Annotated in this window: 17 protein-coding genes and 1 pseudogene; 9 read left to right on the forward strand and 9 right to left on the reverse strand. The window is 70.8% G+C overall.

The features are described 5' to 3' along the window. Window positions 1-16: 16 nt before the first annotated feature. From iolD to iolC, 4 genes are all read right to left on the reverse strand, one after another. Complete coding sequence (gene iolD / locus ACWGI6_RS16530) at window positions 17-1,897, reverse strand: 3D-(3,5/4)-trihydroxycyclohexane-1,2-dione acylhydrolase (decyclizing) (protein ID WP_453268156.1); 1,881 nt, start codon at window positions 1,895-1,897, stop codon at window positions 17-19. Further along, entirely contained in the window at window positions 1,894-2,787 is an 894-nt protein-coding gene (gene iolB / locus ACWGI6_RS16535) for a 5-deoxy-glucuronate isomerase (protein WP_453268157.1), read from the reverse strand. The genes iolD and iolB overlap by 4 nt, the downstream gene beginning before the upstream one ends. A gap of 30 nt (window positions 2,788-2,817) precedes the next feature. Further along, window positions 2,818-3,705, reverse strand: a complete 888-nt coding sequence (locus ACWGI6_RS16540) for a Cgl0159 family (beta/alpha)8-fold protein (RefSeq protein ID WP_393906234.1) — start codon at window positions 3,703-3,705, stop codon at window positions 2,818-2,820. Window positions 3,706-3,925: 220 nt separating this feature from the next. After that, window positions 3,926-4,918 (reverse strand): 5-dehydro-2-deoxygluconokinase, encoded by a 993-nt coding sequence (gene iolC / locus ACWGI6_RS16545; protein ID WP_453268158.1) that lies wholly within the window; start codon window positions 4,916-4,918, stop codon window positions 3,926-3,928. 432 nt (window positions 4,919-5,350) lie between these two features. On the opposite strand from iolC, the gene ACWGI6_RS16550 reads away from it, so the two are divergent. From ACWGI6_RS16550 to ACWGI6_RS16575, 6 genes are all read left to right on the forward strand, one after another. Next, window positions 5,351-6,271, forward strand: a complete 921-nt coding sequence (locus ACWGI6_RS16550; protein ID WP_453268159.1) for a sugar phosphate isomerase/epimerase family protein — start codon at window positions 5,351-5,353, stop codon at window positions 6,269-6,271. Window positions 6,272-6,829: 558 nt separating this feature from the next. Next, window positions 6,830-7,849, forward strand: coding sequence for a Gfo/Idh/MocA family protein (locus ACWGI6_RS16555; protein ID WP_453268160.1), 1,020 nt, complete (start codon window positions 6,830-6,832; stop codon window positions 7,847-7,849). A gap of 452 nt (window positions 7,850-8,301) precedes the next feature. Then, complete coding sequence (locus ACWGI6_RS16560; protein WP_453268161.1) at window positions 8,302-9,714, forward strand: sugar porter family MFS transporter; 1,413 nt, start codon at window positions 8,302-8,304, stop codon at window positions 9,712-9,714. 161 nt (window positions 9,715-9,875) lie between these two features. Then, entirely contained in the window at window positions 9,876-10,241 is a 366-nt protein-coding gene (locus ACWGI6_RS16565) for a peptidoglycan-binding domain-containing protein (RefSeq protein ID WP_453268162.1), read from the forward strand. 346 nt (window positions 10,242-10,587) lie between these two features. Next, window positions 10,588-10,782: a helix-turn-helix transcriptional regulator gene (locus ACWGI6_RS16570; RefSeq protein ID WP_453268163.1), complete on the forward strand. Its 195-nt coding sequence runs from the start codon at window positions 10,588-10,590 to the stop codon at window positions 10,780-10,782. A 96-nt stretch (window positions 10,783-10,878) separates the two neighbouring features. Beyond that, window positions 10,879-11,802, forward strand: a complete 924-nt coding sequence (locus tag ACWGI6_RS16575) for a 2-dehydropantoate 2-reductase (protein WP_453268164.1) — start codon at window positions 10,879-10,881, stop codon at window positions 11,800-11,802. An 11-nt stretch (window positions 11,803-11,813) separates the two neighbouring features. Here the strand turns inward: ACWGI6_RS16575 and ACWGI6_RS16580 are convergent, their stop codons facing one another. Next, the gene (locus tag ACWGI6_RS16580; RefSeq protein ID WP_453268165.1) at window positions 11,814-12,908 is read right to left on the reverse strand and encodes a LacI family DNA-binding transcriptional regulator; all 1,095 of its coding nucleotides are present in this window, start codon (window positions 12,906-12,908) and stop codon (window positions 11,814-11,816) included. A 353-nt stretch (window positions 12,909-13,261) separates the two neighbouring features. Between ACWGI6_RS16580 and ACWGI6_RS16585 the strand changes: the two genes are divergently transcribed. After that, complete coding sequence (locus ACWGI6_RS16585; protein WP_453268166.1) at window positions 13,262-14,293, forward strand: Gfo/Idh/MocA family protein; 1,032 nt, start codon at window positions 13,262-13,264, stop codon at window positions 14,291-14,293. Between the two features lie 62 nt (window positions 14,294-14,355). On the opposite strand, the gene ACWGI6_RS16590 is transcribed toward ACWGI6_RS16585, so the two are convergent. Together ACWGI6_RS16590 and ACWGI6_RS16595 are read right to left on the reverse strand one after the other, a co-directional pair. Then, the gene (locus ACWGI6_RS16590; protein ID WP_453268167.1) at window positions 14,356-14,967 is read right to left on the reverse strand and encodes a GNAT family N-acetyltransferase; all 612 of its coding nucleotides are present in this window, start codon (window positions 14,965-14,967) and stop codon (window positions 14,356-14,358) included. Beyond that, window positions 14,964-15,656 (reverse strand): DedA family protein, encoded by a 693-nt coding sequence (locus tag ACWGI6_RS16595; RefSeq protein WP_453268168.1) that lies wholly within the window; start codon window positions 15,654-15,656, stop codon window positions 14,964-14,966. Before ACWGI6_RS16595 ends, ACWGI6_RS16590 begins: the two co-directional genes overlap by 4 nt. A 225-nt stretch (window positions 15,657-15,881) precedes the next feature. Here ACWGI6_RS16595 and ACWGI6_RS16600 point away from each other — a divergent pair, with 225 nt between their 5' ends. Beyond that, a complete protein-coding gene (locus ACWGI6_RS16600; protein ID WP_453268169.1) occupies window positions 15,882-16,169 on the forward strand; it encodes a heavy-metal-associated domain-containing protein in 288 nt (95 codons plus the stop codon). Continuing rightward, window positions 16,160-16,306: pseudogene (locus ACWGI6_RS16605) on the forward strand (cation transporter); the annotation flags it as partial. The gene ACWGI6_RS16600 and the pseudogene ACWGI6_RS16605, both read left to right, overlap by 10 nt. A 471-nt stretch (window positions 16,307-16,777) precedes the next feature. Here ACWGI6_RS16605 and ACWGI6_RS16610 read toward each other — a convergent pair. Together ACWGI6_RS16610 and recD2 are read right to left on the reverse strand one after the other, a co-directional pair. Then, window positions 16,778-18,067, reverse strand: a complete 1,290-nt coding sequence (locus ACWGI6_RS16610; RefSeq protein WP_380906893.1) for a citrate synthase — start codon at window positions 18,065-18,067, stop codon at window positions 16,778-16,780. Window positions 18,068-18,243: 176 nt separating this feature from the next. Further along, complete coding sequence (gene recD2, locus ACWGI6_RS16615) at window positions 18,244-20,457, reverse strand: SF1B family DNA helicase RecD2 (RefSeq protein WP_453268170.1); 2,214 nt, start codon at window positions 20,455-20,457, stop codon at window positions 18,244-18,246. Between the last annotated feature and the right edge of the window lie 184 nt (window positions 20,458-20,641).

Consider the following 20,641-nt stretch of genomic DNA (forward strand, 5'->3'; position numbering starts at 1 on the left):
CGACTTCGAGCGGGAGTCAGAGGTGGCGGCGCCCGGCGGTGTGCCGGTCGTACGCCTCGCGGGCAGCCACCGCCGCCGGACGTGTCGCGGTCTCGGCAACAGGAACATCCCACCAGGCCTGCGCCTCCGGCGCGCCCGGCACAGTGTCAGCCGTTTCGGTCTCGACATAGACACATGTGGGCCGGTTCGCGCCACGCGCCTCGGCGAGGGCGGCACGCAGCTCACCGACGGTGGCCGCACGCAGCACCTGCAGACCGAGCGAGGCGGCGTTGGCCGCGAGATCGACCGGCAGCGGCGCACCCGTGTACGTGCCGTCCCCGGCGCGGAAGCGGTAGTCGGTGCCGAAGCGCTCACCACCGGTCGCCTGGGACAGCCCGCCGATGGAGGCATAGCCGTGGTTCTGGACGAGGACGATGTTGATGTTGATGCCCTCCTGGACCGCGGTGACCAGTTCGGTGGGGTTCATCAGGTACGTACCGTCGCCGACCAGCGCCCACACCGGCCGGTCGGGGGCGGCGAGCCGGACGCCGATCGCGGCGGGGATCTCATAGCCCATGCAGGAGTACCCGTATTCGAGGTGGTACTGCCTGCGGGACCGGGCACGCCAGAGTTTGTGCAGGTCACCGGGGAGGGAACCGGCCGCATTGATGATCACGTCGGTGTCGTCGACGACGGCGTCCAGGGCACCGAGGACCTGGGTCTGGGAGGGCCGTACGGACGGGTCCTCGGCGCCGAACGCGGCATCCACCCGGCGCTCCCAGCCGGCCTTCGCCGCCCGGTAGGCGGCCTCGTACTCCGCGTCGACGCGCCGGCCGGACAGCTCCTTGGTGAGCGCTTCGAGTCCGGTACGGGCGTCGGCGACCAGGGAGAGGGCGCCGAGCTTGTGGGCGTCGAAGGACGCGATGTTGAGGTTGAGGAAGCGGACGCCGGGCGTGGCGAAGAGGGTCGAGGAGGCGGTGGTGAAGTCGGTGTAGCGGGTGCCGACGCCGATGACCAGGTCGGCCTCGCGGGCGAGGGCGTCGGCGGTGGCGGTGCCGGTGTGGCCGATCCCGCCGACGTCGGCGGGGTGGTCGTGGCGCAGCGAGCCCTTGCCGGCCTGGGTGGACGCGACGGGGACACCGGTGGCGTCGGCGAACGCGCACAACGCGTCCTCGGCCTCGCTGTGATGGACACCGCCGCCCGCGATCACCAGGGGCCGGCGGGCGGCACGCAAGGCCCCTACCGCATCGGCGAGGGCATCGGCGTCGGGGGCGGGCCGGGGGATGCGCCAGACCCGGTCGGCGAAGAACTCCTCCGGCCAGTCGTACGCCTCGGCTTGGACGTCCTGCGGCAGCGCGAGGGTGACCGCGCCGGTGTCGACGGGGTCGGCGAGCACCCGCATGGCCTGCAGGGCCGCGGGGATCAGCGCCTCGGGCCGGGTGACCCGGTCGAAGTAGCGCGAGACCGGGCGCAGCACGTCATTGACGGAGACATCGCCGGCGAAGGGCACTTCGAGCTGCTGGAGAACCGGGTCGGCGGGCCGGGTCGCGAAGATGTCACCGGGCAGCAGCAGGACCGGAAGGCGGTTGACGGTGGCGAGTGCCGCACCGGTGACGAGGTTGGTGGCGCCGGGACCGATGGAGGTGGTGACGGCCTGCGCGCCGAGCCGGTCGCGCTGCCGGGCGTAGCCGACGGCGGCATGCACCATGGCCTGCTCGTTGCGGCCCTGGAGATAGGGGAGCGCCTCGCCCGACTCCAGGAGGGCCTGGCCGATACCGGCGACATTGCCGTGGCCGAAGATGCCCCAGCAGGCGTTGATCAGGCGGTGCCGGCGGCCGTCCCGCTCGGTGTACTGGTGGGCGAGGAACTCGACCAGGGCCTGCGCGACCGTCAGGCGGCGTGTCGTCGGGGCGTTCATCGGGCGTCTCCTACGGGCGCTTCGTAGAGGGGGAGGCGGGGGTCGACGGGCTGATCGGGCCAGGTGCCGCGGATCCAGCCGTGGTCGGGGTGATCGCAGATCAGCCACTCGCGCTCTTCGCCGGGCCCTGCCATGACGTTGAGGTAGTACATGGCGTGCCCGGGGGCGGCGATGGACGGCCCGTGCCAGCCGTCGGGGATGAGGACGGCGTCGCCGCTGCGGACCTCGGCCAGCACATCGGTGCCGCGGCCGTGACCGGAGGGGCTGACGCGCTGGTAGCCGACGCCTTCCGTGCCGTGGGCGGACTCGATCTCGAAGTAGTAGATCTCCTCCAGCTCGGACTCCTCGCCGGGGCGGCACTCGTCGTGCTTGTGCGGCGGATAGGAGGACCAGTTGCCGCCGGGGGTGAGCACCTCCACCGCGATGAGCCGGTCGCACTCGAAGCTGCCCGCGGCGCCGAAGTTGTTGACCTGGCGGGAGCAGTTGCCGGTGCCGCGCAGCTCCACGGGGACGTCGGACGCGGCGCCGTAACGGGCCGGGAGACGGCGGTCGCAGCGGGCGCCGGTGAGCGCGAAGCGGCCGCCGGCGCCACTCGCGATCTGCACCTCGGCGTCGCGCGGTACGTACGCGAAGTCGGTGACCCCGCTGAACACACTCTCCCGGCCGGTCAGTTCGAACGCCTCACCGCCGTCCGTCAGCACCGTACAGCCGCCGGACAGCGGCAGCACGATCCACTCGCTGTCGCCGGTGGCGAAGGAGTGACGGCCACCGGGCGGCAGGTCGAGGACGCGCAGCGAGGAGTAGCCCCAGCCCGCGCGCTTCGGGTCGATGTCCAGCGCGTACGGGCCGTCCGCCGCCGCTGTGGCCTTCAGGTGGAATTCAGTGCTCATGTATCGAGTCTCCTGCGGAAGTCGCGGTGTTCACAGCAGGCCTACGGCGGTGTCCACGGCGGCGGCGACATCACCGTCGGCCGGGTAGAGCAGGGAACGGCCGACGACCAGGCCCTGCACCGTCGGCAGCCGCAGCGCCTTGCGCCACTTCTCGTAGGCGGCTTCCTGCTCCTGCACGGTGCTGCCGATGTCGCCGCCGAGCAGCACGGTGGGCAGGGTGGTGGTCTCGCAGACCCGGGCCATGGCGTCGGGGTCGTCGGTGACCGGCAGCTTCAGCCAGGTATAGGCGGAGGTGCCGCCGAGGCCGGAGGCGATGGCCACCGAGCGGGTGACGGCCTCGGCGCTGAGGTCGTTGCGGACCGCGCCGTCTATCCGGGAGGAGAGGAACGGCTCGACGAAGGTGGGCAGTTGCCGCTCGGCCATCGCATCGATGACCCGGGCGGTGGTCTCCAGAGTGGTCAGCGAGCCGGGGTCGCTGTAGTCGATGCGCAGCAGCAGTTTCCCGGCGTCGAAACGGAGCCGGGCGAGATCCTGGGGCCGGTGGCCGGTGAACCGGTCGTCCATCTCGAAGGAGGCGCCGGCGATGCCGCCGCGGTTCATGGACCCCATGACGACCTTGCCTTCGAGGGCCCCGATCAGCAGCAGGTCCTCCAGGATGTCGGCGGTGGCGAGCACACCGTCCACACCGGGCCGGGACAGCGCAAGGACCAGCCGTTCGAGCAGATCGAGGCGGTTGGCCATGGCGAGCTGCCGGTCTCCGACGGCGAGCGCGCCGCGGGCCGGGTGATCGGCCGCGACGATCATCAGCCGGCCGCTGTCGCCGATGAGCGGGCGACGGGTGCGGCGGGCGGCGGCCTCCGCGACGGCTTCGGGGTGCCGGGCCCGCAGCGTCGCGAGGTCACTGATCCGAGGGTTCAAGGCTCAACTCACCTTCTTGAGTGCACAGGTGGGGCGGGTGCGGCGGCGGGTGCGGCGGCGGGGGCGGGGCGGGTGCGGCCGTCGGGGCCGGGCGGGGCGAGTGCGGCTTGGTTCGGGCCGGGGTGGGGCGGGTGCGGCCGCGGGGGCGGGGCGGGTGCGGCCCCGGGGCAGGGCGGGTCCGGCCGCGGGAACGGGGCGGGTGCGGATCCGGACATGGAGGTCACCGGCCCGCGAGGAAGGTGTCGACCTCGTCGGCCGTCGGCATCGCGGACGAGCAGGCGAGGCGCGAGGCGACGATGGCGCCGGCAGCGTTGGCGTAGCGCATCATCGGCTCCAGATCCCAGCCGGCCAGCAGGCCGTGACAGAGCGAGCCGCCGAAGGAGTCACCGGCGCCCAGGCCGTTGACGACCTCGACGGGCGTGGGCGGAACCTCGGCGGTGCGGCCGTCCCGGTGCACGGCGAGCACACCCTTGGGGCCCTGTTTGATGACGGCGAGCTCCACGCCCATGTCCAGCAGCGCCTGGGCGCAGGCCTTGGGATCGCGCAGTCCGGTGGCGACCTCGGCCTCGTCGACATTGCCGACCGCCACCGTCGCGTGCCGGAGGGCGGCTTCGTAGTACGGGCGGGCGGTGGCCATCGCCGCGGCGCCGCGCACGCCGCCGTCACCGGAGGCGCCGCCCTCGCCGCCCCAGAACATCGGCCGCCAGTCCAGGTCGAAGACGGTCGTGCCGCTCTTGGCGCGGGCCTCCAGCGCGGCGAGGGTGGCACTGCGGCTGGGCTCCTCGCACAGCCCCGTGCCGGTGATCCAGAAGATCCGGGCCGCCGCGATGGCGTCCTGGTCGAGTTCCTCGGGGCGGATGACCAGGTCGGGGGCCTTGGGGCGGCGGTAGAAATAGAGCGGGAAGTCGTCCGGCGGGAAGACCTCGCAGAAGGTGACCGGCGTCGGATAGGCATCGACGGGGGTCACCCAGCGGTCGTCCACGCCGAAGTCGCGCAGCGCCTGGTGCAGATAGTCGCCGAACGGGTCGCTTCCGGTGCGGCTGATGACCGCGCTCCGCCGGCCGAGCCGGGCAGCGGCCACCGCCACATTGGTGGCCGAGCCCCCGAGGAACTTCCCGAACGTCTCCACCTGCGCCAGCGGCACACCGGTCTGCAGCGGGTAGATGTCGACTCCGATGCGGCCCATGGTGATCAGGTCGTACGGCTCGGTCATGTGCGCCCCTTCGGGTCAGGCCGGCGCGGCGGGTTCGGCAGGTTCTGCTCTGAGGAAAGGTCTAACGGGGAGAGTCAGACCCTGTCAACAATTTGTCCTTACATATTGACGTCGAAGAGTGTCGCGGGGGTCGCGGGGGGTCGCAGGGACGCCGAAGGCGGTCGTGAGGCTGGACGCACCCGGAGGGCGGATGGACGGATGGACGGCGGGGGACGGGTAGCGAGTGACAGGTGGTGGGCGGCGGCAGATGACGAGTGACGGGCGATAGAGGGCGGGTGGCGGGTGGTAAGCGGCAGACGGGAGTGACAAAGTCCTTAAGTCCTTATGTCAGGACGAAGTCTTGACACTCCCCGGGGCGGCAGAGAGGCTGTGCCCCACGACCCACCCCAGCGCCTCCCGGTCACCGCCGACCGGCGAGAGGAGAGCCGCAGCATGTCCGTTCCCCATGCCGCCCCGCCCGTCCTGGACCGCCTCCGCGTCGGTTCCGCACCCGACTCGTGGGGAGTCTGGTTCCCCGACGACGACCAGCAGGTCCCCTGGCAGCGCTTCCTGGACGAGGTCGCCGAGGCCGGCTACGAGTGGATCGAGCTCGGCCCGTACGGCTACCTGCCCACCGATCCCGCCGTCCTGCACGACGAGATCGCCCGCCGCAGCCTGAAGGTCTCGGCCGGCACGATCTTCACCTCGCTGCACCACGGCCCGTCCGTATGGGACAAGACCTGGGCACATGTCTCCGAGGTCGCCACCCTCACCCAGGCGATGGGCGCGGGACACCTCGTCGTCATCCCGTCCTTCTGGCGGGACGACAAGACCGCCGAGGAGCTCGAGCCGCGCGAGCTGACCGTGGAGCAGTGGAAGCATCTGACCACCGGCATGGAGCGGCTGGGCAAGCGGGTACGGGACGAGTTCGGGCTGGACATCGTCGTCCACCCGCACGCCGACACCCACATCGACACCGAGGAACACGTCGAGCGGTTCCTGCACGTCACCGACTCCGACCTGGTCAACCTCTGCCTGGACACCGGCCATTACGCCTACTGCGGCGGCGACAGCGTCAAGCTGATCCGCACCTATGGCGAGCGGATCGGCTACCTCCACCTCAAGCAGGTCGACCCGGACATCCTCGGCGAGGTCGTCGCCAAGGGCACCCCGTTCGGCCCGGCCGTCAAGCAGGGCGTGATGTGCGAACCGCCGCTCGGCGTGCCCGCACTGCCGCCCGTCCTGGAGGCCGCCCAGGAACTGGATGTCGACCTCTTCGCCATCGTCGAGCAGGACATGTATCCCTGCCCACCCGACCAGCCGTTCCCCATCGCCGAGCGCACCCGCCGCTTCCTGCGCTCCTGCGGCGCCTGAGCCGTACGCGCCCAGATGCGCGCGCCGGGCACGCGGGAAGCGCTCATGCGGCAAGGGCCTCGCATACGGCAGGCCTCGCATGCGGCGGGCGTCCCACACGCGGCAGCGCCTCGCGTGCGGATGCCTCACGTGCGGGCGCCTCACGTGCGGGCGCCTCGCCTGCGGGCGCCTCGCCTGCGGGCGCCTCGCCTGCGGGCGCCTCGCCTGCGGGTGCCTTGCCTGCCAGCGCCTCGACACGTAGGCCTCGCGGGTGCGCGCCTCACTGCGCGTTCCTCGATACGCAGCTCGGCATGGGCGCCTCGACGGGCACGCATTGAGGCCGCACAGCTTGAGGCGGTGCGCCCTGCGGCCGTACAGCTTGAGGCCGTGCGCCCTGCGGCCGTGCGCCCTGAGGTCATGCGCCCTGCGGCCGTGCGCCTTGATACGCGCGCCCCAGGTATGTATGTCTCGCATGCGTATGCCTCACGACGCCTCCTCACACCCCGGCAACGATTACGGAGAGTAATCAGTTCCCCAGGGTACATCACACGCTGTAGCACGTAAGGACTTGAGGACGACATGACTTCGCACGAAACGCTGGGTGTGGCGGTCATCGGCACCGGCCGGATGGGCGCCGACCATGTACGCCGGATCAATGAGGTGATCAGCGGTGCCCGGGTGGCGGCCGTGGTCGACATCGATGCGGACCGCATCAAGCACCTCGCCGACGGCATCGAAGGGTGCACCCCGTACACCGACCCGGCCGCCGCCATGGACGACCCCGCCGTGGACGCCGTACTGATCGCCTCCCCGGGCCCCGTGCACGAGGCGGCGCTGTTGGATGCCTTCGCGCGTGATCTGCCCGTGCTGTGCGAGAAGCCGCTGACGCCGGACGCCGCCTCCGCGCTGCGCGTCCTGGAGGCCGAGCAGGCGCTGGGTCACCGCCGCGTCCAGGTCGGATTCATGCGGCGTTACGACGCCGACTACCGCACCCTCAAGTCCCTTCTGGACCAAGGCACTTATGGGCGTCCGCTGATGTTGCACAACAAGCATCGCAACGCCGACACCCCGCCCGGCTTCACCAACGCGATGATGATCAATGACTCGGTGGTGCACGAGATCGATGTGACCCGCTGGCTGCTGGAGGAGGAGATCACCGCGGTCCGTGTGCTGCGCGCGGCTCCGACCGGAAACGCCCCGGAGGGCCTCAGCGACCCGCAGCTGATCCTCTTCGAGACCGCGGGCGGCCAGGTCGTGGACACCGAGCTCTTCGTGAATTGCGGCTTCGGTTACCAGGTCAGCTGCGAGGCGGTCTGCGAGGGCGGCACCGCGAGGATCGGCGACGACCACGGAGTGTTCAGCAACGTCGCGGGCCGCTGGGGCGGCGCCATCACCCCCGGTTTCGTGGAGCGCTTCGAGGATGCCTACGACCGGCAGGTGCAGCGCTGGGTGAACGCCACCCGGCGTGGCGAGGTCGAGGGTCCCAGCTGCTGGGACGGCTACGCCGCGGCCGCGGTGTGCGAGGCGGGCGTGCGGGCACAGACCACCGGCGAGCGCGTGACCGTCGAACTGATCGAGCGGCCCGCACTGTATCGCTGAGGCGCCGTATCGCTGAGGCGCCGTATCGCTGAGGCGCCGTATCGCTGAGGCGCTGTATCGCTGAGGCGCTGTATCGCTGAGGCGCGCCCCGCCCCCGGGCCGCCCCGTACCGCCGAACGCCGAGCCACCACCGAGCCACGCAGTCCCACCGAACGCCGGGCCACGCAGTCCCACCGAACGCCGAGCCACGCAGTCCCACCGCACGCCGAGCCAGCCGTCCCACCGAACGCCACCCACCACACGTCCCACCGGCACGCCCCGCCCCAGGGGAGACCCCTGTCCCCGGGCCGCGCCCGCCCTTGATCCACCGGAAGGCCCCGTTCCACCGAAAGGCCCCGCACCATGTACGACGTACCTCCCGGCGCCACCCAGCTCCGCCCCGGCCCCATACCCCTGTATTTGTCCTCCGCCCCGGCCGCCGGGTTGGCCGGTCCGGCGCACCGGAGCTGAGGATGGCGGCTCCGACCAGCCAGGTGGCGTCCGCCGGCCCGCGCGAGAGCGTGCGGGCCCGCAGCGCCAAGCGCTTCATCGTCGGCATCGCTGCCATTGCCGCCCTCGGCGGCGCCCTGTTCGGCTACGACACCGGAGTGATCTCCGGCGCCCTCCCCTTCATGGAGGGTCATTTCGGCCTCACCTCTCTGGGCGAGGGCATCATCACCAGCGCGCTGCTGATCGGCGCGGCCTTCGGTTCGCTGATCGGCGGCCGGATGTCCGATGCGCTGGGCCGGCGCAACTCCCTGTTGTGGGCGGGCGCCGTGTTCATCGGTGGTGCGCTGGCCGTCGCGCTCTCCCCGAGCGTTGCCTTCATGACCGTGGCGCGCTTCGTCCTCGGGCTCGCCGTCGGCAGCGCCTCCGTCATCACCCCGCTCTACCTCTCCGAGGTCGCGCCCCCGCACATCCGCGGCCGGCTGGTCTCCTTCAACTCGCTGATGATCGTCAGCGGTCAGCTGCTCGCCTATCTCATCAATGCCGTCCTGGCGCACTGGGCGGCCTGGCGCTGGATGCTGGGCCTTGCGGCGCTGCCCGCCGTGGCGCTGTTCATCGGGCTTTTCTTCCTGCCCGACACGCCACGCTGGTACATCAGCAAGGGCCGGCAGGACGAGGCGGCCCGGGTGCTGCACCGTACGCTGCCCGCCGAGGACGTTCCCGCCGAGCTGGCCCGTATCGACCGTGCCCGTGCCCTGGAGACCGACGCCAGGCGCGGTGCCTGGCAGCAGCTGCGTACGCCGTGGGTGCGGCGGCTGCTGCTGGTCGGCATCGGGCTGGCGGTCGTCCAGCAGATCACCGGTGTCAACGCGGTCGTCTACTTCGCGCCCAAGATCCTGGCGTCGACCGGTCTGGGTACCGGCGCCTCGATCACCGCCACCATCGCCGTCGGGGCGATTTCCGTCCTGGCCACCGCGATCGGAATGTCCTTGATCGACCGGGTCGGCCGGCGGCCCATGCTGCTCTCCGGTCTGGCCGGTATGGCCGTCTCGCTCGCCCTGCTCGGCGCCGCGTTCCGCCTGCCGCACTCCACCGCCGTCAGCGCCCTCGTCCTCGGTCTGATGGTTCTCTACATGGCGTTCATGCAGGCCACCCTCAACACCGGTGTCTGGCTGCTGCTCGCCGAGATGTTCCCGCTCAAGGTGCGCGGACTGGCCATGGGCGCCGCGGTGTTCATGATGTGGCTGGTCAACTTCGGGGTCGCGCTCGCCTTCCCGCTGCTGCTCGATGCGGTCGGCGCGGGCACCACGTTCTGGTTCTTCGGCGTGATGTGCGTTCTGTCGCTGGTGTTCTGCAAGCGGTACGCACCGGAGACGAAGGGGCTGGCCCTGGAGGATCTGGAGCACGAGCTGCGCAAGGCGGCGACGAACGGGAGCTGACGGCGGCGACGGGGACCGGCCGCAGCGAACGGGAAAGGGCCGCAGCGGAGGAGTGCGTACGGCGCTGAGCGAGAAGTGCTGAGGCGTCGCCGGAACCGCGAACCGGGCCCCCGGCGTCAATACGGGTGGAATCACATCCAACGGGGGAAACGGTGGAATTCGTGAATGCCCACGCTCTCAGCCATGCCGTCAAGCGCACGGCCGTCCTGACCGCGACCGCGGGTCTGCTGACCGCCGGACTGCTCACCGGTCCGGCGTCCGCCGACAGTCCGGCCGGCGGCCGGCCCGGCACGCTGGCCGCCTGTGCGTACTACAACGGGAACGCCCCCACCGTCTACGGTCAGCGCGGCGACCGCGTCTCGCAGGTGCAGTGCCTGCTGGCGAACCGCCGCTATCTCCCCTGGGGAGATGTGACCGGGTATTTCGGCCCCAAGACCCGGGCCGCGGTGAAGAAGTTCCAGTCCGGGCACCATCTGACCGCCAACGGCAAGGTCGACAAGAAGACCTGGCGGGCGCTCTACGCCTGATCCGCTTCGGGCGGCCTGCCGTCCGGCAGATCCGCGGGCAGGAGTGGCGGGTCGGTTTCCCAGCTGGGGGACCGGCCCGCCACACCGCTGTTCGCACGGTTTTCCCCGGGCCGGGCGGGGCCGGCCGCCGCCGGGCCGGACCGTCCCGCCCCCGTCACAGCCATCCGCCTCGCGTCACGGCTGTCACCGTTACGCGCGGCTTCCGTCACAGCCGATCAACAGCCCCTCCCCGATGGTTACTCGGTGTCGTTGTCCAGGCACAGGGTGAGTGATCACCAGGCCGTACGCAGCCCCTTGCCGGCTCCCCCGGGCCGACCCTGCGTACGGCGCTCAGGAGGTGGCAGAGATGACCGACCGCAAGCTCTGGTCGTACAAGGAGATCGCCGCGCACATCCAGGTGCAGCCGGACACCGTGCGCTCCTATCGCAAGCACGGGCTGCTGCCCGAACCGGATCTGGTGGAGAGCGGAAAACCGTACTGGTTCGCCGACACGGTCAGAGCGTGGGTGGCGCAGCGGCCGGGCCAACGCGGCCGGCGCTGAGAGCCACCGGACCGGACCCGGGCCCCGGAGCCCGGGCGACGCCGGGACCCGGGCGGCACCCACCCGTCAGGCTGCCCCGGCCTCTACGATCGAGGTATGCCCCGGACATCCCCAGCAGCGGCACCCGCCCGGATCGCGGTGATCGGCGGCGGCGCGATCGGCGGCTACACCGCCGCCCTTGCCCGGTGGGCCGGCCTCGACGTCACGCTGTGCGTCCGCAGCCCATTGGACGGTCTGAGCGTCGAGAGCGGCGGCACGGTCCGGCCCGCGGCGGTGCGTATCGTCACCGATCCCGCTCAGGTGACGCCGGTCGACTGGGTGCTGCTGACCACCAAGGCGCAGGACACCGCGAGCGCCGAGGGCTGGCTGCGGCGACTGTGCGGCCGGGACACCGCCGTCGCGGTGCTGCAGAACGGCATCGGCCTGGAGGAGCGTGTCGCTCCGCTCGTTCCGCGAGGCACCCGCATCCTCCCCACCGTGGTCTACATCTCGGCGGAGCGCACCGCGCCCGGCCGGGTCCTGCATCACGTCGCCAGTGAACTCCATGTACCCGAGGGCCCGTTGGCCGACCGGTTCGCCGCGCTGCTGGACGGCAGCGAGCTGCGGGTGCACCGCGTTTCCGACTTCACCACGGCCGCCTGGCGCAAGTTGTTCACGAACCTCGCGGCCAACCCGATCACCGCCCTTCTCCAGCAGCGGATAGGGATCTTCGCCGACCCGGAGATGGCCGCGCTCACCCGCGATCTGCTGCGCGAGGCGGCCGTTGTCGCGCGTGCCGAGGGCGCGGACATCGGCGAAGCGGACATCGCCAGGACGCTTGAGCTGTACGCCACCGCTCCCCGGGACGGCGGCTCCTCGATGCTCTACGACCGCCTCGCGGGCCGCCCGCTGGAGCATGAGTTCCTCACCGGCGCGGTGGTCGGGGCCGGTGAACGGCACGGCATCGCCACCCCGTTGAACAGGATGCTGCTGACCCTGCTGCGGGCGGTGGACCGCGAACTGCGGGGCGGGACGGCGTAAGGCAGGACGGGTCAGGCGGGCCGAGGTGGTGCCGTCGAGCCCCTGATCTCCAGTTCCGGGGCCACGAGTTGCTGCCCGGCCGGGGCGTCGGGGTGCTCCATGCGGTCCAGGAGGCAGCGTGCCGCCCGTCGGCCGACCTCGTGGCTGGCGTTGTTCACCGAGTTCAGCCAGAGGTGGCGGATGCGGGCGAGATAGGTGTTGTCGTAGCCGACGAGGGAGAGGTCGGCGGGGACGTCCAGGCCCAGCTCCTGGGCGGCGGACAGGGCACCGACGCCGGAGATGTCGTTGAACGCGAAGACGGCGGTGGGGCGTTCGGCGGCGGGGTGTCCGGTGCCGCGCGAGGGGCTGAGCAGCCGGACGGCCGCACGATAGCCGCCCTCCTCGGTCCCGTCGCCGCTCTCCACGATGGTGCTCGCCGCCAGGCCGTGCGCGCGTACGGCGGCCTCGAAGCCGCGGCGGCGCAGCTCGCCGACCAGTCCCTGTCCGGCGATATGGGCGATCCGACGGTGACCTAGGCCGATGAGGTGCTCGGTGGCGAGCCGGGCGCCGCGCTCGTCGTCGTTGGCGACGAGGTCGACGCGCGGCAGCCGGGGTTCGTGGTTGCCCGCGATGACGGTCGGCAGCCGCTCGGCGACCTCGGCGAGGCCTTCGGTGTCCGGGAGCGTGCCGACGACGACGATGCCGTCGACCCGCAGCTCCTGGAAGGTCCGGGCGAAGTCCTGGCCGGCCCGCCGGTCCAGCCGGGCGTCGACCATCAGCATCCGCAGACCGTGCGCCTGCAGCAGGGAGTTCAGGCCGTCGAGGACCTCGACGAACCAGGGGTTGCGCATATCGTGCAGCAGCACGCCGACGGTGTGGGTACGGCGTGCGACGAGGCTGCGGGCCGCGGCGTTCGGCCGGTAGCCCAGCTCCTCGATGGCTTCCAGCACGGCCTGCCGCCTGGCATCGCTGACCCGCGGTGAGCCCTGCAGCACGAGCGAGACCAGCGACTTGGAGACGCCCGCACGCTCGGCGACACCGCGGATCGTCGGATGCCGGTCCGCTCCCGGCCGCACACCGGACCGCTCTGCGGACCGTCCGTCGGTGGGCTGGTTGGACCGTTCCATAGACGGAAATCCTCCCATCGGCGCAGGTCGGCGTCAATGCACAACCGTACGCACCTGCAGAATGGTTGACATGCGGACATCAGGACATGCAGGGTGCCGGTGATGGCGCCCGTTGGACCGTTCCAAACGGCGGCGTGAGGGACACGGGCTTCCCGCGCTCTCCGCCCCGGCAGCCCCATCCCCCCGTCACCCCACTCGCCTCCCCCCGCTCCCCCGCTCACCTCACCCCCGCTCGCCGCACTCGCTTCCGCCCCACAACTCGCCCATTCCCCCTCCCCTCTCCCCTCCCCTCCCTCCCCCTCCTCTCCCTCACCCCCTCGCCCCACCTCCCCTCACCGGAAAGGAACCGAGGCATGAAGATCGGTCTGATCGGCACCGGGCGCATCGGCGCGTTCCATGCCCACACCCTGCTGAGCGTCCCGGGCGTCACCGGCATCGTCGTCGCGGATGTGGACACCGCGCGCGCCGCTTCGCTGGCGGAGACCCTGGGCGTACGGTCCGCCGCGAGCATCGAGGAGATGTACGCGGACGGCCTCGACGGAGTGGTGATCACCGCCGCGACCAGCGCACACGCCGCGCTGATCCACCAGGCCCTGGACGCCGGGGTGCCGGTGTTCTGCGAGAAGCCGGTCGCGCTGGACGTGCCGGGCACCGTCGGTGTGGTGGAGCGGGCGCAGGCCGGTTCCGTGCCGGTGCAGATCGGTTTCCAGCGCCGTTTCGACGCGGGCTACCGCACCGCCCGTGCGGCGCTGCACTCCGGCGAGTTGGGCTGGCTGCACACCCTGCGCGCCTGCACCAGCGACCGGACGCCGCCGCCCGCCGGCTATATCCCCACCTCCGGCGGGCTGTTCCGGGACTGCAGCATCCATGACTTCGACATCCTGCGCTGGCTCACCGGCCGTGAGGTGGTCTCGGTCTACGCCCAGGGCGCCAACCGCGGCGCCTCCTTCTTCGCCGACGGCGACGATGTGGACACCTGCGCGGCGCTGCTGCGCTTCGACGACGACACCTTGGCCACCGTCACGGCGACCCGCTACAACGGCGCGGGCCACGACGTCCGGCTGGAGGTCTGCGGCTCCGAGGGCGCCCGCTTCGTCGGCCTCGACGACCGGGCGCCGCTGCCGTCCGCCGAGGCGAAGCTGTCGTGGCAGCGGGCGGCCGACCCGTACGCCACGTTCATGGAGCGCTTCCACGACGCCTACGTCACGGAGCTGGGCGTCTTCGCCGAAGTCGTGGCGGGGCGTGCGTCGAGCCCGTGCTCGCCGGCGGAGGCGCTGGAGGCGCTGTATATCGCCGAGGCGTGCGAGCGTTCGCGACGCACCGGCGAGCCGGTCGCCGTGGCGGATGTCCGGGCCACCGCCGGTACGGCGACTCCGCGCGCGTGAGCGCCCCGGGGTCCCGTCGCTCGGGGGCCCCCGCCGTTCCCCCTCCACCACACTCCCCCGCCTCAACTCCCTTCGTCGGCACGGTCGTCGGCGCTGTCGTCGGCGCTGTCGTCGGCACGGGGGGACGCCATTGGCTGCCCCGCTTCCGTGGTCAGGTCCAGCCGCCATTCGTTGGAGCGCATCATGTGCCCCTTCGGGTACTCGAAGGCGCACTCTCCCGCGAAGGTGAATCCCGCCTTGCGGCAGACCGCGTTGGACGCGGCGTGCTCCACGGAGGGGAAGGCGTGCAGCGTGCGGTACCAGCCCTCGGCGCCGGCCGCCGCGATGACCTTGCGCGCCGCTGCCACGGCGATGCCCCGGCCCTGGAACTCGGGCAGCACGCCCCAGCCCGTTTCGTACGCCTTCTCTCCGCGCCGGCTCAGCTCCCAGAAGCCTATGGATCCGACCACCGCGCCCTCGGGTTCGAGGATGATGCGGAACATCTGCCCCACCCCGCCGAGGTCGAGGTAGCGCGTATGCCGGGCGAGCAGTTGTTCCTCGGTCTCCGGGCCGCCCAGATGGTGGGTCATCTCCGGTGTGTTGGTCCTGTGCAGCAGTGCGAGGTCGGCCGTCGTCCACGGCTCGATCCGCACCCGCGGCAGATCCGAGTCGTCACTCTCCGTAATCGAGGTCATGTCTGAACTGTAAGGGCACCCACTGACAATCCGGCGGGCGCGGCGGATGAGGCCCGGCCGCTCCACCCCTCGCCGCGGCCTTCGTCGCCCTCCTTGGGCGTCCCGCTCTCGCCCTCGCCGCTTTCCTCCGGCCGTTCGCGCAGGGTGCGGCGGCGGGCGGCCCACTGGATCGTGGCGCCGACCGCGGCGACCGCGCAGGAGACGCCGAAGCCGATGCCGGCGGCGTAGAGCGGGCGGCCGGTGGTGGCGCTGCCGACATAGCCGAGGCCGACCGAGTACGTCGCCCAGGTCGCCTCGGCGATAGCGGCGCCGAGCGCGTATTTGCGCAGTGGGTAGCGCAGCACCCCGGATGCCAGGGCGCCGGCGATCCGGCCGCTGGGCAGGAACCGTACGGCGATCACGAACGGCAGGCCGTAGCGCTGGATGTGGTGGGAGGTCCATTCCAGCAGGGCCCGGCGGCGGGGGTTGCGGCGCATCCAGTTGCGTACGGGTTCGCCGAACCGCCGTGCGGCGAGGTACATCAGGAGGTCTCCCAGCAGTGCGCTGCCGCCGACGATCAGCAGGATCAGGGGGAGGAACAGGTCGCCGCGGGAGGCGAGTACGCCGACGGAGACGAGCAGGGCGGAGTTGGGGATCAGTGGTGGCAGCGTGGTGAGCACCAGCAGGCCGTAGAGGGCGAGTACGTCCATACGGCCGCCTCCTCGGAGCCACCCCGAGCCCCTCTCCCAGGCTGACGCGTGGTGGGGCGCACGGCAACGTGATGGGCGCGGCGCAAGGCTGGATTGATACCCCCTAGGGGTATACAGTGCTTAAGGTCGGGAGACACCGGCAGCCGCCGGGGCCTCTCGCGGTGCGCTACGGCACCCCGACACTGGCACCACACGGAACACATCGGCACCACAAGGAGAATCCCCATGGCCGAGAACAGCGCCTGCTGCACCCCCGAAAGCTCCTGCCACTCCGGCGGCACCGACGTCCAGGTCGGCGAGGTGACCACCACGTACAAGGTCACCGGCATGACCTGCGGTCACTGCGAGGGGGCGGTGTCGTCCGAGATCGGCGAGCTCGCCGGGGTCAGCTCGGTGCAGGCGGTCGCGGCCACCGGCCTGGTCACCGTCACATCCAAGGCACCGCTGGACGAGGAGGCCGTGCGGGCGGCCGTCGACGAGGCGGGCTACGAGCTCGTGGGGCAATCGGCCTGATCCCGGTGTCCCCGTCCACCGCACAGGCGCAGGTCGAACTCGCCGTCGGCGGGACGACCTGCGCTTCGTGCGCCGCGCGCGTCGGGAAGAAGCTCAACCGCGTGGACGGGGTGGCGGCCACGGTCAACTACGCGACCTTCGTGGTTGCCAACAGCCTGCGGCTACGAAATTTCACATAGCCCTTACAACTGACACAACACCCATACCCGAGGGCCTTGATCTCCAGATCGAGGCTCTTGACCGCATTCGCCCCTGTATGGCAAGAGACCCAGATCACACTCATCGGAACGTAACCATTGAGGGGGGTCGTGAGTCTAACCGGGCAGTGCAGGCACCCCGGCGGGGCTTGCACTGCAACAGCCGTGCCGATCTTGGGGGATCGTGCCCGGCTACGCGTGGCCGGGGCGACGTGCCCGGGGAGCTTTGAGCGGCCCTCCCGAATGTGCGCGTCCCGGCAGATCGCGGTGCAACCCGGAACGCCCGGACGGATCCCGTGGGGGGAATCCAACCGGGACACGGGAAGCGCCCCGCACTCTGGACCCGTGGGGGGATCCGGAGGCGGGGCGCTTTCTCTTTGCGCGGGGTGGCCTGCCCTCAGGGGGCGGCGGTCAGCGCTCCTCGACCGGCACGAAGTCGCGCTCGACGACGCCGGTGTAGATCTGCCGCGGGCGGCCGATGCGGGAGCCGGGCTCCTTGATCATCTCGTGCCACTGGGCGATCCAGCCGGGCAGCCGGCCGAGCGCGAAGAGCACGGTGAACATCTCGGTCGGGAAGCCCATGGCCCGGTAGATCAGGCCGGTGTAGAAGTCGACGTTCGGGTAGAGCTTGCGCTCGACGAAGTAGTCGTCGGAGAGCGCGTGCTCCTCCAGCTTGAGGGCGATGTCCAGCAGCTCGTCGGACTTGCCGAGGGCGGAGAGGACATCGTGCGCCGCCGCCTTGATGATCTTCGCGCGGGGGTCGAAGTTCTTGTAGACGCGGTGCCCGAAGCCCATGAGCTTCACGCCGTCTTCCTTGTTCTTCACCTTGCGGATGAAGGAGTCGACGTCGCCGCCGCTGGCCTGGATGCCCTCCAGCATCTCCAGCACGGACTGGTTGGCACCGCCGTGCAGGGGGCCCCACAGGGCGTTGATGCCGGCGGAGATCGAGGCGAAGAGGTTCGCCTGCGAGGAACCGACCAGGCGGACCGTGGAGGTGGAGCAGTTCTGCTCGTGGTCCGCGTGCAGGATCAGCAGCTTGTCGAGGGCGCTGACCACCACCGGGTCGAGGTCGTAGTCCGCGGCGGGCACCGAGAAGGTCATACGCAGGAAGTTCTCGACGTACCCGAGGTCATTGCTCGGGTAGACGACCGGGTGGCCGACCGACTTCTTGAACGCGTAGGCCGCGATCGTCGGGAGCTTGGCCAGCAGCCGGATCGTGGAGATGTGGCGCTGCTGCTCGTCGAACGGGTTGTGGCTGTCCTGGTAGAAGGTCGACAGGGCGCTGACGACCGAGGACAGCATCGCCATCGGGTGGGCATCCCGGGGGAAGCCGTCGTAGAAGCGCTTGACGTCCTCGTGGAGCAGGGTGTGGTACGTGATGTCCTGCTTGAAGTTCGCCAGCTCATCGACGGTGGGCAGCTCACCGTGGATGAGGAGGTACGCGGTCTCGACGAACGTGCTGCGCTCTGCGAGCTGCTCGATCGGGTAGCCGCGGTAGCGAAGAATCCCGTTCTCACCATCGAGATAGGTGATCGCGGATTTATACGCCGCGGTGTTGCCGTAACCGGAATCCAGGGTCACCAGACCGGTCTGGGCGCGCAGCTTCGAGATATCGAAGCCCTTGTCGCCAACGGTGCTGTCGACGACCGGGTAGCTGTATTCGCCGTCCCCGTAACGCAGTACTACAGAGTTGTCGCTCACGTCATCCCTCACCGACGTTGTGCCTCTTCTTCGAGGTGCCCTGACTGCCTATACCTTCCCCCATTTGGGCCTTGGATGTGCACTCGGGGTCGGCCATAGGGCCTCACAGCGGCACTCAGTGCCGCCTGAGTGCCCATCCTGCCCCCCTTCGCCCCGAATACGAAAGAGGAGTGACCTCACATCGCACCGGCGAGCCGGTGATCGAGCGCCGTACACCGCCGACCGGCGGATACCGTGCGGACGGCCTGTCCCAGGGCCTTACGGGAGCCGACCAGCACCACCAAGCGCTTTGCCCGGGTCACAGCGGTATACAACAAATTGCGCTGCAGCATCATCCAGGCACTGGTGGTGACCGGAATCACCACCGCTGGATACTCACTACCCTGCGAGCGATGGATCGTCACGGCATAGGCGTGGGCGAGTTCATCGAGTTCGTCGAAGTCATAGGGAACCTCCTCGTCCTCGTCCGTGCGCACGGTCAGCCGCTGTTCGTCGGAGTCCAGGGCGGTGACCACGCCGACCGTGCCGTTGAAGACGCCATTGAGTCCTTTCTCGTAGTTGTTCCTGATCTGGGTGACCTTGTCGCCGACGCGGAAGACCCGGCCGCCGAAGCGGCGCTCGGGCAGATCGGGGCGGGCGGGGGTGACGGCCTGCTGGAGCAGGCCGTTCAGGGCGCCCGCACCGGCCGGGCCGCGGTGCATCGGGGTGAGGACCTGGATGTCCCGGCGCGGGTCGAGGCCGAACTTCGCCGGGATCCGGCGGGCCACGACATCCACCGCCAGCCGTCCGGCCTCCTCCGCGTCCTCTTCGGCGAACAGGAAGAAATCCGTCATTCCGGTGGTCAGGGGCGGGATGCCGGAGTTGATGCGGTGGGCGTTGGTGACCACCCCGGACTGCTGGGCCTGCCGGAAGATCCGGGTCAGCCGGACGGCCGGGACCGGGCCGGACCCGTCGAGCAGATCGCGCAGCACCTCGCCCGCGCCCACCGACGGCAGCTGGTCGACATCCCCGACCAGCAGCAGATGGGCGCCCGGCGGCACCGCCTTGACCAGCTTGTTGGCGAGCAGCAGATCCAGCATCGAGGCCTCGTCGACGACCACCAGATCGGCGTCCAGCGGCCGGTCCGCGTCATAGGCGGCGTCCCCGCCGGGCTTGAGCTCCAGGAGGCGGTGGACCGTGGAGGCCTCCGCGCCGGTCAGCTCCGAGAGCCGCTTGGCCGCCCGGCCCGTGGGCGCCGCCAACACCACCTTGGCCTTCTTGGCGCGGGCCAGCTCGACGACGGACCGGACGGTGAAGGACTTGCCGCAGCCCGGCCCGCCGGTGAGCACCGCGACCTTCTGCGTCAGCGCCAGCCGCACCGCCTGCTGCTGCTCGGGGGCCAGCTCGGCGCCCGTCCGCCGCGCCAGCCAGGCCAGCGCCTTGTCCCAGACGACGTCCCGGAACGCCGGCATCCGGTCCTCGTCCGTGCGCAGCAGCCGGGTCAGCCGGCCGGCCAGGGAGATCTCGGCGCGGTGGAAGGGCACCAGGTAGACGGCGGTGACCGGCGGTGCACCGTCCGCGCCGCCCGGCACCTGCTCGCGGACCACCCCCTCCGGGTCGGCGGCCAGTTCGCCCAGACAGTCGATGACCAGGCCGGTGTCCACCTGGAGCAACTTCACCGCGTCGGCGATCAGTTGATCCTCGGGGAGGAAGCAGTGGCCCTGGTCCGTGGACTGCGACAGCGCATATTGCAGGCCCGCCTTGACCCGGTCCGGGCTGTCGTGCGGAATGCCCACGGACTGGGCGATGCGGTCGGCGGTCAGGAACCCGATGCCCCACACGTCGGCGGCCAGGCGGTAGGGCTCGTTGCGGACGACGGAGATGGAGGCGTCGCCGTACTTCTTGTAGATCCGCACCGCGATGGAGGTGGACACACCGACGCCCTGGAGGAAGATCATGACCTCCTTGATGGCTTTCTGTTCCTCCCACGCCGCGCCGATCATCTTCGTCCGCTTGGGGCCCAGCCCCGGTACTTCGACCAGGCGCCGGGGCTCGCTCTCGATGACGTCGAGGGTGTCCGTGCCGAAGTGTTCGACGATGCGGTCGGCGATCCGCGGGCCGATGCCCTTGATCAGGCCGGAGCCCAGATAGCGGCGGATGCCCTGGATCGTGGCGGGCAGGACGGTGGTGTAGTTCTCGACGGTGAACTGCTTGCCGTACTGGGGGTGGGAGCCCCAGCGGCCTTCCATGCGCAGCGACTCCCCCGGCTGCGCCCCGAGCAGCGCGCCGACGACGGTCAGCAGATCGCCCGCGCCGCGCCCCGTGTCGACCCGCGCGACCGTGTAGCCGCTCTCCTCATTGGCGTAGGTGATCCGCTCCAGGACCCCTTCGATCACGGCTGCGTTGACCATGAACCGACCGTACCGCCGGGGTCTGACAGCCTGACACCGCGCCGGGAGGCGGGACGTCCGGATCACCATCGAGGGGCCCGTCCGATGGTCGGGCCCCTCGATTCCCCCTCCACGCCGGCCCCGGCCCCCCCGGGCCCCTCCCCTTCGGGACCAGCGTCAGCTATGACCTTTGTGGACGGCCAAC

Source organism: Streptomyces sp. NPDC054786, assembly GCF_053611685.1.